Origin of the sequence: Hydrogenophaga sp. (genome assembly GCF_048549895.1) — a bacterium.
GTDB lineage: Bacteria > Pseudomonadota > Gammaproteobacteria > Burkholderiales > Burkholderiaceae_C > Hydrogenophaga.
In genome coordinates this window covers 1-19,599 of sequence record NZ_JBLYYB010000038.1, presented here as the reverse complement: position 1 = coordinate 19,599, position 19,599 = coordinate 1, and the positions used below count along the sequence as shown (strand labels likewise).

At 65.5% G+C, this 19,599-nt stretch carries 20 protein-coding genes, 1 pseudogene and 1 riboswitch; of the genes and pseudogenes, 2 read left to right on the top strand and 19 right to left on the bottom strand.

Annotated elements, in window-relative coordinates; translation table 11 throughout:
• The 19 genes and pseudogenes from ACN4F8_RS03370 to ACN4F8_RS03280 form a co-directional block, all read right to left on the bottom strand.
• A pseudogene (locus tag ACN4F8_RS03370) lies at window positions 1-1,012 on the bottom strand (hypothetical protein); the annotation flags it as partial.
• Window positions 1,013-1,026: 14 nt separating this feature from the next.
• Window positions 1,027-1,551 carry a hypothetical protein gene (locus tag ACN4F8_RS03365; RefSeq protein ID WP_419472303.1) on the bottom strand — a complete coding sequence of 175 codons (525 nt, stop codon included), beginning with the start codon at window positions 1,549-1,551 and terminating at the stop codon, window positions 1,027-1,029.
• A 105-nt stretch (window positions 1,552-1,656) separates the two neighbouring features.
• Window positions 1,657-2,490 (bottom strand): hypothetical protein, encoded by an 834-nt coding sequence (locus ACN4F8_RS03360; protein ID WP_419472302.1) that lies wholly within the window; start codon window positions 2,488-2,490, stop codon window positions 1,657-1,659.
• A 261-nt stretch (window positions 2,491-2,751) separates the two neighbouring features.
• The gene (locus ACN4F8_RS03355) at window positions 2,752-4,779 is read right to left on the bottom strand and encodes a spermidine synthase (protein WP_419472301.1); all 2,028 of its coding nucleotides are present in this window, start codon (window positions 4,777-4,779) and stop codon (window positions 2,752-2,754) included.
• 44 nt (window positions 4,780-4,823) lie between these two features.
• Window positions 4,824-5,624 (bottom strand): alpha/beta fold hydrolase, encoded by an 801-nt coding sequence (locus ACN4F8_RS03350; protein WP_419472300.1) that lies wholly within the window; start codon window positions 5,622-5,624, stop codon window positions 4,824-4,826.
• 504 nt (window positions 5,625-6,128) lie between these two features.
• A complete protein-coding gene (locus ACN4F8_RS03345; RefSeq protein WP_419472299.1) occupies window positions 6,129-6,674 on the bottom strand; it encodes a DUF4124 domain-containing protein in 546 nt (181 codons plus the stop codon).
• Between the two features lie 16 nt (window positions 6,675-6,690).
• On the bottom strand, window positions 6,691-7,476 hold the full coding sequence (locus ACN4F8_RS03340; RefSeq protein WP_419472298.1) for an amino acid ABC transporter ATP-binding protein: 786 nt from the start codon (window positions 7,474-7,476) through the stop codon (window positions 6,691-6,693).
• A 19-nt stretch (window positions 7,477-7,495) separates the two neighbouring features.
• Complete coding sequence (locus ACN4F8_RS03335) at window positions 7,496-8,152, bottom strand: amino acid ABC transporter permease (protein WP_419472297.1); 657 nt, start codon at window positions 8,150-8,152, stop codon at window positions 7,496-7,498.
• Window positions 8,149-8,796: an amino acid ABC transporter permease gene (locus ACN4F8_RS03330; RefSeq protein ID WP_419472296.1), complete on the bottom strand. Its 648-nt coding sequence runs from the start codon at window positions 8,794-8,796 to the stop codon at window positions 8,149-8,151. The genes ACN4F8_RS03335 and ACN4F8_RS03330 overlap by 4 nt, the downstream gene beginning before the upstream one ends.
• A gap of 7 nt (window positions 8,797-8,803) precedes the next feature.
• On the bottom strand, window positions 8,804-9,640 hold the full coding sequence (locus ACN4F8_RS03325) for a transporter substrate-binding domain-containing protein (RefSeq protein WP_419472295.1): 837 nt from the start codon (window positions 9,638-9,640) through the stop codon (window positions 8,804-8,806).
• Window positions 9,641-9,812: 172 nt separating this feature from the next.
• Complete coding sequence (locus ACN4F8_RS03320) at window positions 9,813-10,571, bottom strand: hypothetical protein (protein WP_419472294.1); 759 nt, start codon at window positions 10,569-10,571, stop codon at window positions 9,813-9,815.
• Window positions 10,572-10,640: 69 nt separating this feature from the next.
• The gene (locus tag ACN4F8_RS03315; RefSeq protein WP_419472293.1) at window positions 10,641-11,342 is read right to left on the bottom strand and encodes a cysteine hydrolase family protein; all 702 of its coding nucleotides are present in this window, start codon (window positions 11,340-11,342) and stop codon (window positions 10,641-10,643) included.
• Between the two features lie 2 nt (window positions 11,343-11,344).
• The gene (locus ACN4F8_RS03310; protein WP_419472292.1) at window positions 11,345-12,136 is read right to left on the bottom strand and encodes a creatininase; all 792 of its coding nucleotides are present in this window, start codon (window positions 12,134-12,136) and stop codon (window positions 11,345-11,347) included.
• Entirely contained in the window at window positions 12,137-13,036 is a 900-nt protein-coding gene (locus ACN4F8_RS03305) for a DMT family transporter (protein WP_419472291.1), read from the bottom strand. It abuts the gene before it with no gap.
• Between the two features lie 9 nt (window positions 13,037-13,045).
• A complete protein-coding gene (locus ACN4F8_RS03300) occupies window positions 13,046-13,807 on the bottom strand; it encodes an SDR family NAD(P)-dependent oxidoreductase (RefSeq protein ID WP_419472290.1) in 762 nt (253 codons plus the stop codon).
• Window positions 13,804-14,580: an SDR family NAD(P)-dependent oxidoreductase gene (locus ACN4F8_RS03295; RefSeq protein WP_419472289.1), complete on the bottom strand. Its 777-nt coding sequence runs from the start codon at window positions 14,578-14,580 to the stop codon at window positions 13,804-13,806. Before ACN4F8_RS03295 ends, ACN4F8_RS03300 begins: the two co-directional genes overlap by 4 nt.
• 1 nt (window position 14,581) lies before the next feature.
• Entirely contained in the window at window positions 14,582-15,592 is a 1,011-nt protein-coding gene (locus tag ACN4F8_RS03290; RefSeq protein WP_419472288.1) for a fatty acid desaturase family protein, read from the bottom strand.
• 75 nt (window positions 15,593-15,667) lie between these two features.
• Window positions 15,668-16,684 (bottom strand): ABC transporter substrate-binding protein, encoded by a 1,017-nt coding sequence (locus tag ACN4F8_RS03285; RefSeq protein ID WP_419472287.1) that lies wholly within the window; start codon window positions 16,682-16,684, stop codon window positions 15,668-15,670.
• Between the two features lie 52 nt (window positions 16,685-16,736).
• Window positions 16,737-16,846: riboswitch (guanidine-I (ykkC/yxkD leader) on the bottom strand.
• A 138-nt stretch (window positions 16,847-16,984) separates the two neighbouring features.
• The gene (locus ACN4F8_RS03280) at window positions 16,985-17,545 is read right to left on the bottom strand and encodes a MarR family winged helix-turn-helix transcriptional regulator (RefSeq protein WP_419472286.1); all 561 of its coding nucleotides are present in this window, start codon (window positions 17,543-17,545) and stop codon (window positions 16,985-16,987) included.
• 90 nt (window positions 17,546-17,635) lie between these two features.
• On the opposite strand from ACN4F8_RS03280, the gene ACN4F8_RS03275 reads away from it, so the two are divergent.
• Together ACN4F8_RS03275 and ACN4F8_RS03270 are read left to right on the top strand one after the other, a co-directional pair.
• Entirely contained in the window at window positions 17,636-18,619 is a 984-nt protein-coding gene (locus ACN4F8_RS03275; protein ID WP_419472285.1) for a tripartite tricarboxylate transporter substrate binding protein, read from the top strand.
• Window positions 18,620-18,621: 2 nt separating this feature from the next.
• On the top strand, window positions 18,622-19,599 hold a 978-nt coding region (locus ACN4F8_RS03270; RefSeq protein WP_419472284.1), incomplete at its 3' end, for a flavin-dependent oxidoreductase.

Genomic DNA, 19,599 nt, shown 5'->3' with positions numbered 1-19,599 from the left:
TCTGGCCGTTCAAGGTGAAGCTGGCCTGGCCGTCCAGGCGGGTGCCATCGGCCAGGGTCTGGGTGAACGCGGCCTTGGTGAGGCCGATCTGGGTGACGCCGGCAGCATCCAGCGATTGCAGCTCGCCCGCGTCGCTGAAGCCATCCTGGTCCCGATCGCGCCACACGCGCAGGGCGGCGAACTGGGCATCAACAGCATCGATCAGGCCGTCGGCGTTGGCGTCCAGGGCACGCAAGGCGGCGTAGCCATCGGCGGCCTTCTGGCCGTTGGCCAGCAGGGTGTTGTTGCCGAAGAGTTCGCGCCCGGAATCGATCAGGCCGTTGCCATCGAGGTCGAGCACCAGCAAGCCATCATCAGCACCCGCCCAGGCGGTACCAGTGCGCACGCCATCGGCGTCGTGGTCGAAGGTGATGGCGCCGGAGAGCGGGGTGATCTCGATGCCGTCACCGTCCAGGTCGAGGATCAGCGGGGAGGAGTTTTTCTTGGAGGTTGTGAATTGAGTGTTGACAGTTTCTTTGATCGGTTCATTCGACAGTAGCCCTGCTGGGTGATTTTCAATTCTCCAGTAATCGTTTGCATCGACCCCTGTAGGAATAACTGGGGTAGGTTCGGGGGCCATTCCGGAGGCGACGCTTTCTTTATAGTGCTCCCAGATTTGTTTCCCTAACCATGACCCAATTCCACCAAGTGCCATCACGCCGAGGACCGGTACAACACCAGTAAGTCCAAATACACCTACACCGATGGCACCGATGGTGGATAGAGCGATGGACGCAATGGCTGCAGTGGATGCTCTGCCAATCCGATCTGGATCACCACTCTTCACAGCAATTGCCACTGTCAGAGCTTCGGCGCCAGTGGATAACACGGTCACCTTTGCGAGCGCAAGTCCAGATGCAATGGTTGGATTGCGTCGAAAAGCATCAGAAATTAATTCCTGAATTGCCCCCGCTGCACCACCGATCCCGTTTGATGCAATTGTGATCGTAAATGAATCTTCTGTGTTGCTCATAATTTACCCTTAAATTAATTGTCAAAAATCTTTTGAATGTGTAGCCACCAAAACAAACAAATTGCCAAAAACATACTGGAACCAACCGGGATCCAAAAGCCCATCGCCGCGAGGCCAAATCTGGTGTGATATGTCAGAAAGGTGCGAATATCTGTGGTTTCTGTTGACTCAAAGTTTACAAATATGGCTATTAATACGATCCCTGGAAAAAATAATCCAGAAAAAAATGCCGAACTCCATTTGTGTGATTTGCAACTTTCAAGAATTAACTCCTTTTTATCATCAATATATAAATACCAACCGAAAGTGGTTAATGGAGTTAGCAGCCACATCGTTGAAAAGTAGACGAGAGTTATTTGACCTAGCAGATATGCGCCTTTCATCTTTTCAACAGTTGGAAATATGAGTTCGGCTATGGCTATTAACTTGTAGGCGGCGCTACAGCTTGCGATTTGTAGCGGCAGACACAACGCGAGAGTTGCTCCAATTAATATTGGTGTCACAATTAGTGAGGTGGCAATCTGTTTTTTCTTTTTCATGAGGCCTTTCGAATGCTCTCTTGTCTGGATTAGTTGGAAGAGTTGTCATTGTTTGGATATAGATTTCCTTCTGGGAGTTGGTTGACAAAGGGGCAGGGGGATCGGTCAGCGCGGGGCAGATGGCGCTACCTCTGGCTGGCTAGGGTCGTGCCGGAATCCGAGCACGATCTGCGTGACCATGGGTTGAATTTCTCGCCAGTGCTGCAGCAGAGGGCGGCGGTAGCTGGCCGTCAGCTGGATTCGAAGCCCTCGTGCTTCCATGGACCAAACTTGGGAGCACCTGGATCTGTTTTCATCGAAGGACACAGTGCAATCAATCGTGCTGATCACCTTGCCGGCTGAATCACGCCCGACGAACTCCTCCGACACGAGCGTCTTGGCCGGATCGGGGCCCTCTGGGGGGGGTGTCAGCCGATAGCCTTCCAGGCCGTGCTCGTCCTGTGGTTGCCGGTAGAAGCGATGGATCACGCTCTTTCCCGCGTGATCCAGCAGACGTAGCTGAACGTAGGTGTCGAGAAACCCATCTCTTGGGTAGCGCTTGCTGCTTGCCACCCCCACATCAATCCACCGGTCTTCCCAAGGCGGCGTCAACCGCTTCTCCTCCCGCCGCTCGCGCGAATCCAGCGTGGCGCCATCCGGGAAGCGAACGTGGAAGCCGAAGCTGTTGATCCTGGAATCGAAGGTCCGCACGGGCGGGAGCCAGTCGGGCGCGGGCGCCCAGCCCGGGTCGCCGTCGTACTCCGGCAGTTCGGCCAGGTGGCGCGGCACCTTCACCGGCATGCCACCCAGGTCGCCGATGGCGAAGCCCGGGTAGGGCTGAGACGCCTTGTAGGCGGCTGACAGCGCATTGCTGCGATGACCGTACTGCCCCCACCGCACGGTGAACGCGGCCAGGGCCAGAAACACCAGCACCATGAGCGACAGCAGCCAGCGGCCCATGCGGCGTCGGCGTTGGTCAACGCCGTGTGGCCGCTCTCTAGCGCTGGGTTCAGCGGGCTGGTGTTCGTCTTTCTCGGGTCTTGTCAACGCCGTCCTCCCTCGTCGTGTTGATCGGTCGCTTCTCTGCTGGAAGCGTCAATCGCGCGACGATAGACCCGCTGGAAGCCGACTACGGGTGAGGGGTATGCGCCTGGATGGTGACGAGGCGTTTGTGCGCCTCGTGGCCGTCAGACCCCGTCCGGGGTCTGCGACAAACGACGCTCAGATCAGGATGTCGAACAGGTTCGAGAACGTGTCCGTCCAGGGCCGGAACCCGGGCCGTGGCTGCAGCACCTGTGCACCCTGCAGCGTTGGCGGCAGCGCAGCGGCCTGGGCTGCGCTCACGAACACCACCCAGGTGGAGCGCCGGCAGAACGGGTCGCCGTGACCGCTGGGCAATTCGAGCAGCAGCGCCACCTTGCCCACGTGTTGTGCGGCCGAGGCCATGACCGGGCGCAAATCAAGGTAGGTGTTGGTGATGTGCACCGCCAGCAGGCCATCGGGCTTCATGTGGCGCATGTAGGCGTCGAACGCTTCCAGCGTGAGCAGGTGCGTGGGAATGGAGTCGCCCGAGAAGGCGTCCATGGCCAGCAGATCAAAGGCCTGGGGTGCTTCGCGCTCCAGCATCAGGCGGCCGTCGCCCAGCACCGGCACGATGCTCGCCGCGCTGTCCGCCAGGTAGCTGAAGTGTTTGCGCGCCAGGTCGAGCACCTGGTTGTTGATCTCGTACATGCGCATCTGATCGCCCGCGCGGCCATACACCGCCAGCGTGCCCGCGCCCAGGCCCACCACGCCGAGCTGGCGCGGCCGGTCGGTGGGCAGGCTTTGCAGCGCGCGGCCGATGCCGGTGCGTTCGCAGTAGTAGGCGGTGGCGCGTTTGGGGTGGTTGAGGTACTGCTCGCCGTGGGTGATGCTGCCGTGCACCATGCTGCGCACAGGGCCCAGGCCGTCTTCGTCCACGCTTTCTTCAATGCGGGTCTGGCTGTAGAAGTTGCGCACCACCTCGGTGTAGCCCTGCACGTAGTCGAGCGAGATGCTGGACAGGCGCGCGCCGTAGAGCAGCAGCGCCAGCAGCAGGGCACCGCGCAGCCAGCGTGGCCGCTGGTTGCGCAGCTCGGGCCAGAGCACCAGCACCACCAGCAGCGCACACAAAAACAGGCCCAGCGGCAGCTCGAAGTAAGCGTTGAAGACCACCGGAGCCACCAGCCCCACGAACAGGCCGCCCAACGCCCCACCCACCGAGAGCATCAGATAAAACAGCGTGAGGTGGCGCACCGGCGGGCGCCGGCGCACCAGCTCACCGTGGCAGACCATGCAGAACACAAACACCGCTGCGCACAGCAGGGCCACGAGCACGGGCACGGCCAGGCCTTCGTTCATGGCGAAGTCCAGCGCCACAAAGGCCAGCGGCAAGGCGATGAACAAAAAGAACGGGCGCACGTAGTAACGCGGCGCGTCAAAACACAAAATGAAGCTCAGCAAATACAGCGCCAGCGGCAGCACCCACAGAAAGGGCACGGGCGCCACGTCTTGCGTGAGGTGGCGCGTGATGGCCAGCAGCAGCATGGAGGCGGTGGCTGCCAGGCCCACCCAGATGAGGCATTCGCGCCAGCCGGGGCGTGGCGTGTCGTCCAGCGGCTGGGCGGCGGTGGCGGCGTCGTTCTGCCGCTGCACGGTCCAGGCCGCGGTGGCCACGCACACCAGCACGAACAGCGCGTACCCGGTGGACCACACCCAGGCCTGCGGCTTCACCGCCAGCATCGGCTCCACCAGCACCGGGTACGACAGCAGCGCCAGCATGGACGCCAGATTGGACAGCGCATACAGCCGGTAGGGCTGAACGCCCTGGCTCACGAAACTGCGCGCGTACCAGGCCTGCATGAGCGGTCCGGTGGTGGAGAGCAGCAGGTAGGGCACGCCCACCGTGGTGGCCAGCACGCCGAGCACGCTCCAGGTGGGGAAGGCCTGCGCGTCGAGCTTCCACGACGGGTCGGCCACCACCGGCAAAGTGGCCAGGCTGAGCAGCAGCAGCGCGCCGTGCACCCAGGGCTGGCGCCGCGCGCTGACCTTCTCGTGCAGCAGGTGCACGTAGGCGTAGCCCAGCAGCAGTTCGACCTGGAAGAACACCATGCACAGCGTCCACACCGACGACGAGCCACCGAACCACGGCAGGATCATCTTGGCCACGATGGGCTGGATCTGGAACAGCAGGAAGGCGGAGAGGAAAACGGTGGCGGCGAAGAGCGGCATGGGGGTGTTTGGCGAGCCGGGGGTGCTGGAGTGTGGCCGCGCGCTCAGGCGTGGTTTTGCAGGAAAGCTTCAATCGCTTCGTTCACTGGCTCCGGGTGCGTGATCGGTCCCATGTGGCCGAGCCGCTCGAACACCACGTGTTCGGCTCTGGGCAACACGCTCAGCAAGCGCCGCGCCACGCCGTGCGCCGAGGTGGGTGAGCGCCCACCCGTCATGAGCAGCACCGGAACGTCGAGGCTGGTGAAAGCCGGCAGCGGCGTGGACTCGGTCGTCAGGGCGTGCGCCCAGCGGCGCACGTTGACAGTGGAGTTGGCGATCGCCGCCTGGCGCTCTGGCGGCGTGGCATCCCAGCTACCGGGGCCCATCCAGTAGTCGATGAAGCACTTCGCGGCCAGGTTCTTGTCGCCCGCGTCCAGCGCAGCTGCGGCGGCCGCCACGGTGTTGCGGATGCCGTCGGCTTCGTTGGGCGCAGGACCGTCGGCCTCGATCAGCGAGAACAGCGTGGGCTCGTACAGCACCAGGGCGCGCACGCGCTGCGGTTGCTGCAGCGCGGCAATGAGCGCCACCGCCCCGCCATACGAATGGCCCACCAGGCTGAAAGCATCACCGGCCTGGGCCAACACCGGGTCGAGCAACGCCACCTCGTCGGCCAGCGCAATGCGGCGGTCCGACGGCCACTCGGGGCTGGCGCCCGAGTCATACGCATCGGGCGCCAACACACGGTGACGCGGAGCCAGCCGCGCCATGAGCGCACGCCACTGGCCGCCGTGGCTCGCGTTGGAGTGCAGACAGACCACGGCCGGGCCAGCGCCAGCTTCGCGGGTGTGGGGACGAGACGGGGTCATGGCCACTCCAGGTCAACGGTGTGCGCCAATGGTACCGAGCAGAAACTGGTCGGCGTGATGATCGGCTGTTCGGGGTCCTGAACGGCCGTTCGTCAGCTTCAAGATTTGCTATCGACCTTCGTCACGCGTCAGGTCACTCAGCAGTACCAGCCAAGCTATGCCGAAAATGTTCAGCGTAGGGACTAGTAGCACCCACCATCCGGATCGACCTTTTGCTTTGGCATATAGCCAGCAAGAAACTAGTAATGCGGTGACCAGCATCAGTATCAGCATCGGCAAAGCAGCGGCTACAGCATTGCCAAGCTTGGGCGGCAAATGATGCCCGTAGATGAAGACGGAGCAAACTCCAGCCAGAAGCAGCCCAAAGACAGTCGCCGCTTGAGTAACCATTGCTTTCTGTACACGGAAAGGCTGGATCGGTGGATGGCTGCTCTTGGCCGAATCCAGAAGTCTGGAGCTTAGTCTCGGACCGATCAGATTTGCACCCCATAGCCGTGCAGTTGGTCAACAGTTGGGCGTCGGTTGCTCGACGCAATGCTCACAGCCGGCGTTGTTTCGGCCGAGGCTCCCGTTGGTGCTGCCGCAAGCGCCGAAGCACTCCGTGCTGGCCAAATACGCTGCCACCTTGGCCTGGCAGCTGTCTTTGCTTTGCGCGGCCAAGCCGCGTTTGGGTGTCGGTTTGGGTTTGGGGGCTCCAGCCGTTGCCAATGGATCTGCTGGGGCGTTGGTCTCTTGGCCCGAAACTGCTTTGGTCTGTCCGCCGGCTGTTGTGGGGGGCGCGCCTTTGAAGCCTTCCGCCAGATTGGGGCGGGGCACCACCACTGCTTTCACCACCTTCGGATCGGTGGAATTCGGCCGGTCACCAAAGTGGACTTTGCCGCTGCTGTCCTTCCAGCGGTACACCTCGGCAACAGCGCCGCCGCTGCCGAATGCCAGCGCAACCACGAGCGAGAAACAGACCCAACGAGCAGCACCCATGTTGATCACCAGTAGAGATTGAAGCCACGGCGATCTTAGTGCGGCGTACCCCCAGACCGATTGCACAAGCATGGGATGAACTGCAGGCTCAGCCCGCCGCAACAGTCCGCCCTTCGGAAAAGCGCTGCAAAAACTGCCGCCCCCGCTCGGTGCTCGGCGCCTCAAAGAACGCCTCGGGCTTGCCGGTCTCCACCACCACGCCGTGGTCCATGAACACCACGCGGTGGGCGGCTTCGCGGGCGAAGGCCATTTCGTGGGTCACCACCAGCATGGTCATGCCCTCGGATGAGAGGTCGCGCATGACGGCCAGCACCTCGCCCACCAGCTCGGGGTCGAGCGCGCTGGTGGGTTCGTCGAACAGCATGAGCGCGGGCTTCATGGCCAGTGCGCGTGCAATGCCCACGCGCTGTTTTTGCCCGCCCGAGAGGCGCGCGGGGAACACGTCGCGTTTGTCGAACAGGCCCACGCGCCTGAGCAGCGCTTCGGCCTCGGCGCGCACTTCATCCTTGGGCCGGCGCTGCACATGCACCGGTGCCTCCATCACGTTCTGCAACACAGTGAGGTGGGGCCACAGCGCGAACTGCTGGAACACCATGCCGATGCGCGTGCGCACCTGCGCGAGCTGCTGGTCGTTCATGACCACGCCGCCGCTGGTCACACCGATGGGCTGGCTGTCGATGAGGATGCGGCCGCTGTCGGGGCGCTCCAGCCAGTTGATGCAGCGCAGCAGCGTGGACTTGCCCGAACCCGAAGGCCCGAGCAGGCACACGGTCTCGCCGGGCGCCACGGTGAACGAGATGTCGTCGAGCACGCGCAGGCTGCCGTAGCTCTTGCGCAGCGACTGGACGCTGAGGAGGGGAATGCGAGTGGGCATGGTGGGCTCGGGTGGTGGATCAGCGCCGCGCCTCGGCCAGGCGGCCAACCGTGGCCACGCCGGCTTCCACCACCAGGCACAAGGCCCAGTAAAGCAGCACGGCGGTGAGGAAGGCGGCGAACGGGATGAAGTGGCGCGACTGGATGGAGCTCACCGCGTGGGTGAGTTCGGGCAGCGTGATGATGGTGAGGAAGGCGCTGTCCTTGATGATCTGGATCAGCTGGTTGCCCAGCACCGGCGCGCTGGACAGTGCCAGCGGCGGCAGCACGATGCGCCGGAACAGGCCGAAGCCGCTGTAGCCAAAGGCCACGCCGGCTTCGATGGGGGCACGCGGTTGTGTGGCCCAGGCCGCGCGCAAGATTTCCGCCATGTAGGCCGCGTGGTAAGCGGTGAGCGCAAACAGGCCCGCGCTCCAGGCGTCGAACTGCAGGCCCAGCGAAGGCAGGCCGTAGTAGACGATGTAGGCGAACAGCAGAAAGGGTGTGCAGCGCGCCAAGTCCACCAACCACTTGGCCGGCAGGCTGAGCGCCTTGCGCGGCGACATGAGCAGCATGGACAACAGCGCGCCCAGCACCAGCGCCGCCAGCCCGGCCAGCACCGACAGCAGCACGGTGTTGCCCAGGCCCGAGAGCAGCAGCCCGCGCTCAGACCACACGGTGGCGAAGTCGCGCATCATGCAGCGGCCTCGCGATTAAGCGTGCGCCGTTCCACCCAGCGCTGCACGCTCACCAGCGCATAAACGATGGGGATGTAGATCGCGAGTGCCACCAGAAAGGGCGGCAGCGGTTCGTAGGTTTGCGCGCCGATGCGCACGGCCGCGCGCGTGATGTCGACCACACCCACCACCGCGAGCACGGGGGTGAGCTTGACGAGTTGCGACATCTCGTTGATGAGACCGGGCAGCGCCGTGCGCCACACCTGCGGCAGCACAATGCGCCGAAAGCGAAGCGCCTGGCCGATGCCCACCGATTGCGCGGCTTCGATCTGGTCTCTGGGCAAGTCGAGCAATGCCGCTCTCCACACCTCGCAATTGAAGGCCGCGGTGTTGAGCACCAGTGCGATCAGCCCGGCGGTCACCGGGCCCACCGACACGCCTGCCGTGGGCAGGGCAAAGAAGATCAGCAGCACCAGGGTGATGAGTGGCGTGGCGCGCAGCAGGCTCACATAGACCGCCACCACCGGGTTCAGCAGCGGCACCCGGGCCCAGCGCACCAGCGCCAGGCCCAGGCCCAATGGCAGGCCCAGCGCGATGCCGGCGATGGACAGCAGCAGCGTGGTCAGCGCGCCGCTGAAGATCGACAGGACATCAACCGAGCTCATTCAGAAATCACTGCTCGGGTGTGTAGCTCACCGGCAGCGTGAACGCTTCGCCGAACCACTTTTTCTGCAGCGCGGGCATGACGCCGTTGGCTTTCTGCGCGGCAATGAACTCGTTCATGAATTTCTGCAGATCGGTGTTGCCCTTCTTCACCGCCCAGGCCGGGTACGAATTGCCCGAGACCGGTTGGCCCAGCTCAAACACGTTGGGGCGCTCGGCCACCAGCGCCTTGAGGTTGATGACGGTGTTGACCACGAAGTCGGTGCGCTTGAGCGCGAGATCCTGGTAGGCCTCGGGATACGACGAATACTCCACGACCTTGCCGAGCTTGCCGCCCTCTTTGGCCAGCATGGCCTGCAGCTCGGGCAGGCGGCTCAAAAACGCGCTGCCGGTCTGCACGCCCACCGTCTTGCCGTTCAGGTCCTTGATGCTTTTGATGCTGCTGTCGTCCTTGCGCTTGACGTAGTAGTGCGTGGCGTCGGCAATGGGGCTGGTGAAGTCCAGCGAGAGCGTGCGTTCCTTGGTCATGAGCACGGCGGTGATGGCGATGTCGTACTTGCCGGTGGCCACACCTGCGAGGATGCCGGGCCAGGGCAGGATCTCCTGGCGGATCTCGAACGGTGCGTACTTGCGCAGCGCGTCGACCATCTCGTTGTTGAAGCCGGTGGGCTTGCCGTCCTTCACAAATTCAAACGGGCGGAAGTCGTCTTCGGTGACCACGGTCATGTAGCCGCGCTTCTTGATCTCGTCGAGGTTGGCTGCGTGTGCGGTGGTGGCCCACAGTGCAAGCGGCAGCAGCAGGGCAGCGAGCACGCCGCGACGGGAGAACGTGAGGGTGGTTGGCATGGTGAAGCTCCTGGGAGTTGAAGGGATGTTGGGTTGAGCACTTCACCTTCAGCGCAAGTTGCATGCCCATGAAAAAACGTCGGAGGTTCGTTTGCGCAGACGCGTCCACACCACCCGCTGCGAAGCAGGTGCATGTGCCGTCGGTTGCACGGCAGCGGTGCGTGGGCGCGCTTCAGTCGGGTGCGTGCCACTCCAGCACATGCCAAAGCACCGGCAGAACAGGGCTCTTCACGGTGGCCTCCGACTGGCTCGTGCGCTGCAACGCGCAGGTGTGCACGCGGCCTTCCTGTTCGGGCGCAGTGGCGCGCTCGATGGCCCACTCACCGTGTTCCAGCGTGCCGAAGCTGATATCGAAGTCGAGCAAGGCCTCGGCCTCTTGCGGGTGGCGTGCCACCACCTCGGCCAGCGTGTCGTCGGGGGCGGTGTCGGCCGGCCATGCGGCGTTGCGAGGGCGCAGGTGCATGAGGTAACGCCCGGCCACCAGCAGGCGCTCCTGCGTCGGCACACCGGCGTCGTCGAGCGCGGCCAAGGCGATGCGGGTGCCCATGGAGCCGGGCAGGCGTTCCCACACCTCGAAGTACTTTCCGTGGATGCCGATCTCGTGCACGACAACCGGCGACTCGAACACCATGTGGCCGGCATCGGGTGTGCTGCGCGGGGGCTGCAGGTCGATCTGGCGTTGCCAGGTGCAGACCTCGGGTTGATCGGGGTCGGGGCGGGTGACGAGCGTGGTGCCGCCAAAGCCCTGCAGTTGAGCGCGGCCGTCGGGGCTGTTGCGGTCGGCTTCAAGCGGAACGCGCAGGTCGCCGTGCCACAGGCCGGTTTGCAACCAGCGCACCCAGGTGGTGGTGTCGCGCTCGGTGGGGGTCTCCAGCAGGGTGCGCTGCCACACGCCGTGGTAGCGGTCGGGGATGGAGGCGATGGCGTTCATGGGTGTGTGGAAGGGCTTCGACAGGCTCAGCCCGAACGGAGAGGGGTTCAGTCCGAAGGGAGGTTGTTGTCAGGCGCCGGTGAAGGCTTGCACCCAGGTGTTCACCCGGTCGGGAACGGCGGTGTGCACCCCCCGCAGCGAAGCCACCACCTCGTCGGTGCTGCGCACGCGCCCGAAGATGCCGCCCTCCACCGCGATCATGGCCAGCGCCGGGGCTTGCAGCGCCGGGTTGCTCGCGGCGGTGGCGTCGCTCACGGTGGTGCAGGCAAAGCCCCGGTCCACCGCCTCGCGCAGCGTGGAGTGCACACACACCTCGGTGGTCACGCCGCAGACGATGAGTTGTTCGGTTCCGTGCGCAGCCAGCACCTGCGCCAGCCGCGTGCGGTGAAAGGCGCCGTAGCCCGGCTTGTCGATCACCTCTTCGCCTCTCACGGGCCGCACCGCGTCCACAAAGTCGTGGCCCTGTTCGCCACGCACCAGCAGCCGGCCCAGCGGCCCCAGGCTGCCGATGGGTGCGCCGGCGTCCACGCTGCGCTGCAGCTTGGTGGCGGGGCAGTCGCTCAGGTCGCTCAGGTGGCCTTCGCGCGTGTGCACCACCAGCAGGCCCGCCGCGCGCGCGGCCTGCAGCAGGCGCACAGCGTTGGCCACCACCGCCTGCATGGGCGCGATATCGATGCCGGCCTGGTGGGCGTAGCCGCCGGGGCTGCAGAAGTCGCGCTGCAGGTCGATCACGATCAGCGCGGTGCGGTTGGGGTCGGGCGCGGTGTGCATGCTCAGACGCCGGCAGGTCTTGTGAAGCCGCTGGTGATGGCCTCGGCCATGCGCCGCGCCACTTCCACCGCGAGCAGTTGGCCCTTGATGGCATCCGACCCCTTGGCCGACGAGAGCACGCCCGAGGCCGGCACCCAGTCGGTGCGCGGTGGGTACATGTCGTAGGGGGGGAAGTCGGCCGGGCCGTCGTCGGGCAGCAGGTCCATGCGCACGAGATGCGGGTGGTGGTGCAGCATCATCGAGGTCTCCAGCACGGCGGCGTGCTCCAGCGCGAAACCGGGGAAACCGTCAGGGAACACATCGCCCAGGGTCTCGGGGGTCATGAAGTCCCAGTACTCCAGGCGCATCACCTGCAGCGCGCAGGCCGGGTCGGCAGCCTTGGCGTCGCGCAGGCCGAGGTCGATGCCTTCGATCAGGAACCACTGGTTCTCGTAGTGGCCGTTGACGATCACGAGTTTGGTCAAACCGTGCCGCGCAAATTCCCGCACCGCGTCTCGCACCTGGCCCACGAGTGTGGCCGCGTCCACACTCGTGGTGCCGCAGAAATGTTGGCCGCCACCGCACTTGGGCTGCGACTTGTAGCCGTACGACAGCGTGGGCGCGACCAAGCCACCCACGAGCGCGGCGGTGTCGGCCGACACCGCGCTGGAGAGCAGGCCGTCGGTGCCCAGCGGCAGGTGCGGGCCGTGTTGTTCGAGCGCGCCCACGGGCAGCAGCACGGGCGGTTGGTCGCGCTGCACGCGCGACTGGTAGTCCACCCACGAGAGTTCGTTCATCCACACGGTGGTGTTCATTCAGGCTCCTTGGGGTTTGGGTTGGGGCGAGGTGTCCAGCGCTTCGGCGAACGCGGCCATGGCGATCAGCGCGCCGCCAGCCCACTCCAGGCCGGTCATGGATTCGTCGCCGAACCACAGCGCGCTCATCACCGCCACCACCAGCTCGGCCAGCAGGATCACGCCGGCTTTGCTGCTCTCGATGTGGGTGACGCCGAACTGCCAGGTGGCGGTGGCCAGCAGCAGCCAGACGAAGCCATAGGCCAGCACGGCCAGCCACACGCCGATGCCCATGTTCGCGGGCACGGCGTGGCCCAGCGCGCTGGTGGCCGCAAGCGAGATGACACCGCAACCCACAAACACCGCGAAGGTCTTGCTCACCATGGGCACCTGCTGCGCGGCGCGCGCGATCACGTTGTTAGCCACGAAGCAGAAGCCCGCCGAGAGCGCGAGAAAGTCAACGAGGGTGAAGGACAGATCGAGCCCACCCGGGCCGCCGAGAAAGAGCCACAGGCCCAGCAGCGCCACCACCACAGCAGCCCAGCGCAGAGGCGGGATGCGCTCCTTCAAAAACAGCCAGCCCCCCAGCACCGACCACACGGGCGAGAGGTAAAACAAAAACATCACCCGCACCACGTCGCCCAGCATCAGCGCATTGACAAACGAGGTGTTCGCCCAGCCACCCACCACGGCCAGCGCCAGCAGCAGGCCCCACTGGGGGCGCCACGCGGCGCGCTGGCGCCAGATGAAGACGCTGGTGAACAAGCCCACCACGCCGTAGGACAAAAGCGACACCATAGGACCGGTGAGCCCCTGCGCGATGAACCACTTCAGCGGCATCCACGACAAGCCCCAGAGCGAGGCGGAAAACAGCAGCACGCCGGTGGCGACACGGTTGGAAGGGTGGGTGAGCAGGGACATGGTGGTCGATCAGGGCATGACGGAGCCGCCATTGGGCCCCAGGACCTGGCCGCAGTAGAAGCGCGACAAGTCGCTGACGAGGAAGAGCGCAGTGGCGGCGATTTCCTCGGGCTCGGCCACGCGGTGTTGGGGGATGGCAAGCTCCTTCTCCATCCACTCGGGGCTCATGCTCTCCAGCGAGACCATGGCGGTGTTGACCGGGCCGGGCGCGATGGCATTGACGCGGATACCGTGCGGCGCGAACTCCCGCGCCAGCGACTTGGTCAGGCCGATCACGCCGGCTTTGGCCGCGCAGTAGGGCGCGTAGTTCTCGCGGCCCAGGATGCCGAGATCGGACGCGAGGTTGACGATGACACCGCTTCCGCGCGCCACCATGCCCGGCAGCGCAGCCCGCGACACCAGAAAAACCGACTTGAGATCGGTGGCCAGCATGCGGTCCCAATCGGTTTCGGTGGTGTCCAGGAAGGGCTTCTCCTGGATGATGCCGGCGTTGTTGACGAGGAGGTGGAGGTCGCCCACGGCGTGCAGGGTTTCGTCCATCAGGCGCTGCACTGCCGCGCCGTCGCTCACGTCGGCGCTGATCGCCACGGCATGCCCGCCTGCGCTCCTGATGGACTGCACCAGGGTGGCGGCCTGTTGCGGCTGGTTCAGGTGGTTGACGACCACGCGGGCGCCGGCTTGCGCGAGCGTCAGCGCGATGGCGCGGCCGATGCCGGTGGCCGCGCCCGTGACGAGGGCGGTCTGGCCTTCCAGAGAGATCGCTGCGTTCATGCCATCACCTCGCCGTGGCTGGCCACCAGGCACTGGCCGGTGAGCGAACGGGACTCGCTGCTGGCGAGAAACAGGAACACGCCGGCGATGTCGGCCGGTGTGAGCATCTCGGGCACGGCCTGGCGCGCGAGGATCTCGCGCTCCACCTCGGCCTCGCTGCGGCCTTGCTCCAGCGCCATGGCGGTCAGCGAGCGCAGCGCGGCCTCGGTGCGGATCCAGCCGGGGCAGACCGCGTTCACGCGGATGCCGCGTGGGCCCAGTTCCAGCGCGAGCGAGCGGGTGAGGCCCACCACCGCGTGTTTGCTCGCCGCGTAGGCCGAGAAGCCGGCCACGCCGATGCGGCCCCAGATGGAGCTTTGGTTGATGACGCTCGCGCCGCGCGGCAACAAGGGCAGCAGCGCCTGCGTGAGCCGAACCATGGCCGTGACGTTGTTGTCGAGCAGGCTGGCCCAGCGGGTCATGGCCTCGGGTGTGGTGTCGTTCAGCGGTGTGGGGTATTCGGTGCCGGCGTTGTTGACCAGCACATCGAGCGTGCCCCAGCGTTCGCGAATGTGTGTGGCCACGGCGGTCACCTGCGCTGCGTTGCCGAGGTCGCACACGGCGGCGTGGGCATCCAGTTCGGCGCTGAGCACAGGCAGGGCGGTGCAAGGGCGGTCCAGCAACATCAGCCGCACCCCCTGCGCCGCAAAGGCCCGCGCCAGCGCCTGGCCGATGCCACCGGCCGCACCCGTGATCAGCACGGTCTTGCCCTGCAGGCCGTGGTCGATGGCCATGTCAGACCGCAGTGAGGAACGACACGCCCACGGCGCCGAGGAAGCCGTCCGCGCGGCCCGGCGTGCCTGGGGGCTGCACCACACCGTAGTTGCTCGCCAGCACGCGCTTGACGCGGTTGATGTGAAAGCTCTTGAGCAGCTCGCCCACGGTGATCACCTGCGGGTAGGTGTCGGCGTAGAGCTCGCGGTGGAAGGCGGGCAGGCGGTACCACGGGGCGGTGGGGCGTTCGTGGTGGGCGTTGTGGAAACCGAAGTTGAGCCAGACCAGGTTGAACCACTTCGCGTCCAGGCTCACCACGTCGCTGTAGGTGTTGGCCTGCTCGTAGGCGCGGTCGCGCAGCTTGTCGGCTGGGATCGGCGTGTCGTCCAGGATGGGGTAGGCGTCGTAGGTGTGCTGGAAACAGTCGGCGAACCGCAGCACGGTGATGAAGATCAGGAAGGCCACGAAGTACAGCGCCAGGGCCTTGAGCGACCACCAGCCCAGCAGCGCCAGCGCCGTGATGCGCACCAGCGCCGTGACGACCACGCGGGCGCGCGCGGCTTTTTTGTGTTCGCTCATGAAGGGCAGTGCGATCACGTAGCCGCGCATGACGAACTCCACCGCCGGGATGTAGGCCCACTCCAGCGCGAGCACCACGCGGCGCACGGAGGGGTGGGCGCGCAGGAAGGCTTGCGCGTCGAAAGTGATCACGTCGGCGCGCTCCACGTGGTGGCGCATGTGCTTGCGGCGCATGTCGGCAAAGCTGGCGTAACAGCTGCCGTTGATCCAGCTCATCAGCGTGCCCCAGCGGTCGTTGGCCTGCGCGGTGCGAAAGATGGCGTTGTGCGCGAACTCGTGGATGAAATAGGCCGACCACACCAGCGTCTGCGCCACCAGCAGCACGCCCAGCGCGTTCAGCAGCCAGCTCGCCTGCCCCAGCAGGGCGATGCCCACCGGCCAGCCCAGCACGATGAAGCCAATGGCGGCCACGTTCGGCCACACGCCGTCCTCGTATCGAAAAACCGGTTTCATGGAGATGCCTTCAAAGGAGAACAGTTGCCACCGCACCGGAGCCCGCGCGGGCACCGGTGCGGCCACCCGGGGGGATTACTTCAGGCCCTTGACCAGGCTGGCGTCGAAGGTGGCTTCAATCGCCGGGATCGTGGTGATCTGGCCCTTGGCCTTGAGCAGCTCGCCAATGATTTCGCCGCTCGCGTAGTACGAGGTGGTTTCCTTGGCCTTCATGAAAGCCTTGGGCATCTCGGCCACGGGAATGTTGTAGACGCCGGTGAGTTGTTCCTTCACCTCGGCGGCCGACACGCCCATGAACTTGCCGATGATCTTGTGCGCTTCGGCGGGCTTGGCTTTCATGTAGGCCATGCCATCCAGGTAGGCCTGCATCACGCCGGTGATCTGCGCCGGCTTGGCCTTGATGACCTTGTCGTCGAACACCAGCACGTCGGCGATCAGGCCAGGCGCGTTCTTCGAGGAGAACACCACCTTGAACTTCTTGCCGCCGCCCTGGCCCAGGATCTGCGAGAGGCTGGGCTCATACGTCACGCCGATGGGCAGCTGACCCGAGGCCATGGCGGCCGGCACGGCTTCGGGCGTCATGCTCACCGGGGTGATGTCCTTCTCGGTCATGCCTGCGGTTTTGAGCGCGTACGACAGCAGGAAGTCGCTGGGGGAGAGCGGGTTGTAGCCGATCTTCTTTCCCTTGAAATCGGCCACCTTGGTGATGCTGCCGTCGGCCACGATGGCGTCGCCGCCGTTCGAGTAGTCGATGGGCATGACCACCTTCATGTTGCGGCCGGCCGCCACCTGACCGACCACCTGGTCGTAGGTCAGCATGCCGCCGTCCACCGCGCCCGAGGCGATGGCCGCGGGGATCAGCGCCGGGTCGTTGAAGACCTGCAGCGAGACCTTGAGGTTGTATTTTTTGTAGAGGTCCAGCGCCTCGGCCACGTAGAACGGGCCGTAGCCGATCCACACCACGGTGGCGATCTTCATCTGGGTGGGCGCCTGGGCGAACGAGGAGAAGGCGGCCAACGACAGCGCCAGGCCCAGGGCCGGCTTGAAGAAGTGGTTGCGCCGGCTGGACAGGGTGGGGGCAGAGGTTTTCATCAGGGACTCCATGGGTTGAAGGGACGCGCAGGAAGAAGCGATCACGTGATCGTTCTCCCGGGCTTTTGTCCCTCCGTGGAGCCTGCGATGAGGCCGGCACACTCTCGGACCAGACACCGCACGACGTGTTGTCTCGCGGTCGGAACCCTAGTGCACCTGAGTGCTGAGCAGATGGTCGGGCAGATCCCGGATCGCTCTTCTTGCGTGGTGGTGATCAGCAGAAAACGTGCCAGGCGCAGCGGTGCCTTGCGCCGCTGCGCCACCCTGGCCTTGCACCAAAAGCAGAAGGTGGATGCCCCGTCAGCGGCGCGGTGTCGCTTTGCGCTGCCCCGTGTTGGTGCGGGCGGCACGGGTCTTGGGAGCGTTGGCAGGTTCGACCGGTGTGGTCACCACGTCGGCCGGCAGCAGTGGGACAAAAGGCGCCCGCGCATCGTCGGCCAGGCCCTGCGTGAGGGCCTCCAGGATCTCGATCAGCTGGTGGCGCTGCGTGAGCGACAAGGGCGAGAGCAGCCGCTGGTAGGCCTGCTCGGCCGGGCCGCGCGCCTGCTGCAACAGTTTCTCGCCACTGGCGGTGAGCACCACCGCCATCTGGCGCCGGCTGTGCTCGGACACCCGCCGCTCGATCAGGCCGCGCTCCTCCAGCCCCTTGCACACCCGCATGACCGTGACCTTGTCGAAGGCCAGCGCACGCGCCAGCCGGGTCTGGTCCAGGCCGGGCTCGTTGGCCAGCACGGTGAGCACGCCGTATTGCGCTGGTGTGAGACCCACACTGGCGCAGGCGTTCTCGAACACCGCCGCCGAAATCTGGTGGGTGCGGCGCAGAAGGAAGCCTGGGCGCTGGTACAGGTCTTTCAGTGTCATGCAGTACTCGGAAACTGGGGATTCTACGAATGGCGCCAACGTGGCACCGACTTCCATAATGGTTCGCATGCTAACGATAGGAGACATCCGATGACACGCTCGCAAACCCTCACCAGCCGCGCTCGGCGCAGCTTGCTCGCTCTGGCGGTCTTCGCCGGCTCTGGTCTGGCCCAGGCCCAGGGCACCGATGTGCCGCTGCGCCTGATCGTGCCCTTCACCCCGGGCACCGGCATCGACCTGATCGCCCGCACCATCGGCCCCAAGCTCTCCGAGCGCCTGAAGCGCCCGGTGGTGGTGGACAACCGGGCGGGTGCCTCGGGCAACATCGGCACCGAGGCGGTGGTGCGCGCCGCGCCCGACGGCAACACCTTGCTGGTGAGCGTGAACACCCTGGTGATGAACCGCAGCCTGTACCCGCAGGCCCCGTTCGATCCGCTGCGCGACCTGACCCCCGTGGGCCTGACCAGCTGGGGCCAGCTGATGCTGGTGACCCACCCCAAGACCGGTTTCAAGACCGCAGGCGATCTGGTGGACGCCGCGCGCCGCGCGCCGGGCAAGCTCAACTACGCCTCACCGGGCGTGGGCACGCCACACCATTTGTCGATGGAGCTGTTCAAGAACGCCAGCAAGAGCTTCATCACGCACATCCCCTACCGCGGCACCGGCCCGGCGCTCACCGACATGATCGGTGGCCAGGTGGACGCGATGTTCCTGCCGATCCACGTGGCGCTGCCGCAGATCCGCAGCGGGCGCCTGGTGGCGCTGGCCATCGGCAGCGACAAGCGCCACGCCTTGCTGCCCGATGTGCCCACGCTCACCGAGTCGCGCACGGCCGATGTGAACGTGGACATGTGGTACGGCGTGTTCGCCCCCAAGGGCATGGCGCCGGCGATGGTGGCCACGCTCAACCGCGAGATCAACAGCATCCTGGCCAGCGAAGACGTGAAGAAGGCGTTCTCGGGACAGGGCATGGACCCGGGCACCGGCACGCCCGAGGCGTTTGGCCAGTTGGTTGAAAGAGACGCCGAGCGCTGGGCCAAGCTGATCAAGGCTCAAAACATCAAGGCGGAGTGAGCATGTCTGACCAGACCGCGATCGCGGTGATCGGTGGCGGCATCGCCGGGCTGGCGTTTGCGCTGGCGCTGCACCAGCGGGGCATTGCCTGCGATGTGTACGAGAGCGTGCCCGACGTCAAGGAACTCGGCGTGGGCATCACGCTGCTGCCGCACGGCATGCAGGAGCTCACCGCGCTGGGTCTGCTGGCGCAGCTGGAGGCCGTGGGCATCGAGAACCGCGAGAGCGTGTTCTTCAACCGCTTCGGTCAGCGCGTGTACGGCGAGGCGCGTGGGCGGCACGCGGGCTATGAGCTGCCGGAGCTGGGCATTCACCGCGGCAAGCTGCACCGTATTTTGTTTGAAGCCGCGCTGCAGCGCCTGGGCGCTGAGCACGTGCACACCGGCCACCGCTGCAACGGTCTGGCGCAGGACGCTGGCGGCGTCACGCTCTCGTTCGCCGACAACGCGCAGGGCCCGGTGGCGCCGGTGCGCGCGCCGTGGGTGGTGGCCTGCGACGGCGTGAATTCGGCGATCCGCAAGCACTTCTACCCGCAGGACAGCGTCTGCTACGGCGGCATCAACACCTGGCGCGGCACCACGGTGCACAAACCGATCCTGGGCGGCAAGAGTTACATCCGGGTCGGCTCCATCGACACCGGCAAGATGGTGATCTACCCCATCGTGGACAACGTGGACGGCCAGGGCAACCAGCTCATCAACTGGGTGGCCGAGATCCGCGACAGCGAAGCGCGCATGAACGACTGGAACCGCCCCGGCCGCACGGAGGACTTCCTGCCCACCTTTGCCGACTGGCGCTTCGACTGGCTCGACGTGCCCGCACTCATCACCTCGGCCGAGCATGTGTTCGAGTACCCCATGGTCGACAAGGACCCGCTGCCGCGCTGGAGCTTCGAGCGCGTCACCCTCATGGGCGACGCCGCCCACCCCATGTACCCGCGCGGCTCCAACGGCTCGGCGCAGGCGCTGATCGATGCCCGC

Excerpts from the sequence above, each read along its gene's own strand:
- ACN4F8_RS03315 (WP_419472293.1), bottom strand. The coding sequence starts at position 11,342 with ATGCACACCGCGCCCGACCCCAACCGCACCGCGCTGATCGTGATCGAC.
- ACN4F8_RS03360 (WP_419472302.1), bottom strand. The coding sequence starts at position 2,490 with ATGGGCCGCTGGCTGCTGTCGCTCATGGTGCTGGTGTTTCTGGCCCTG.
- ACN4F8_RS03345 (WP_419472299.1), bottom strand. The coding sequence starts at position 6,674 with ATGCTTGTGCAATCGGTCTGGGGGTACGCCGCACTAAGATCGCCGTGG.
- ACN4F8_RS03350 (WP_419472300.1), bottom strand. The coding sequence starts at position 5,624 with ATGACCCCGTCTCGTCCCCACACCCGCGAAGCTGGCGCTGGCCCGGCC.
- ACN4F8_RS03320 (WP_419472294.1), bottom strand. The coding sequence starts at position 10,571 with ATGAACGCCATCGCCTCCATCCCCGACCGCTACCACGGCGTGTGGCAG.
- ACN4F8_RS03305 (WP_419472291.1), bottom strand. The coding sequence starts at position 13,036 with ATGTCCCTGCTCACCCACCCTTCCAACCGTGTCGCCACCGGCGTGCTG.
- ACN4F8_RS03280 (WP_419472286.1), bottom strand. The coding sequence starts at position 17,545 with ATGACACTGAAAGACCTGTACCAGCGCCCAGGCTTCCTTCTGCGCCGC.
- ACN4F8_RS03295 (WP_419472289.1), bottom strand. The coding sequence starts at position 14,580 with ATGGCCATCGACCACGGCCTGCAGGGCAAGACCGTGCTGATCACGGGT.
- ACN4F8_RS03275 (WP_419472285.1), top strand. The coding sequence starts at position 17,636 with ATGACACGCTCGCAAACCCTCACCAGCCGCGCTCGGCGCAGCTTGCTC.
- ACN4F8_RS03330 (WP_419472296.1), bottom strand. The coding sequence starts at position 8,796 with ATGAGCTCGGTTGATGTCCTGTCGATCTTCAGCGGCGCGCTGACCACG.
- ACN4F8_RS03335 (WP_419472297.1), bottom strand. The coding sequence starts at position 8,152 with ATGATGCGCGACTTCGCCACCGTGTGGTCTGAGCGCGGGCTGCTGCTC.
- ACN4F8_RS03340 (WP_419472298.1), bottom strand. The coding sequence starts at position 7,476 with ATGCCCACTCGCATTCCCCTCCTCAGCGTCCAGTCGCTGCGCAAGAGC.
- ACN4F8_RS03365 (WP_419472303.1), bottom strand. The coding sequence starts at position 1,551 with ATGAAAAAGAAAAAACAGATTGCCACCTCACTAATTGTGACACCAATA.
- ACN4F8_RS03285 (WP_419472287.1), bottom strand. The coding sequence starts at position 16,684 with ATGAAAACCTCTGCCCCCACCCTGTCCAGCCGGCGCAACCACTTCTTC.
- ACN4F8_RS03290 (WP_419472288.1), bottom strand. The coding sequence starts at position 15,592 with ATGAAACCGGTTTTTCGATACGAGGACGGCGTGTGGCCGAACGTGGCC.
- ACN4F8_RS03310 (WP_419472292.1), bottom strand. The coding sequence starts at position 12,136 with ATGAACACCACCGTGTGGATGAACGAACTCTCGTGGGTGGACTACCAG.
- ACN4F8_RS03300 (WP_419472290.1), bottom strand. The coding sequence starts at position 13,807 with ATGAACGCAGCGATCTCTCTGGAAGGCCAGACCGCCCTCGTCACGGGC.
- ACN4F8_RS03355 (WP_419472301.1), bottom strand. The coding sequence starts at position 4,779 with ATGCCGCTCTTCGCCGCCACCGTTTTCCTCTCCGCCTTCCTGCTGTTC.
- ACN4F8_RS03325 (WP_419472295.1), bottom strand. The coding sequence starts at position 9,640 with ATGCCAACCACCCTCACGTTCTCCCGTCGCGGCGTGCTCGCTGCCCTG.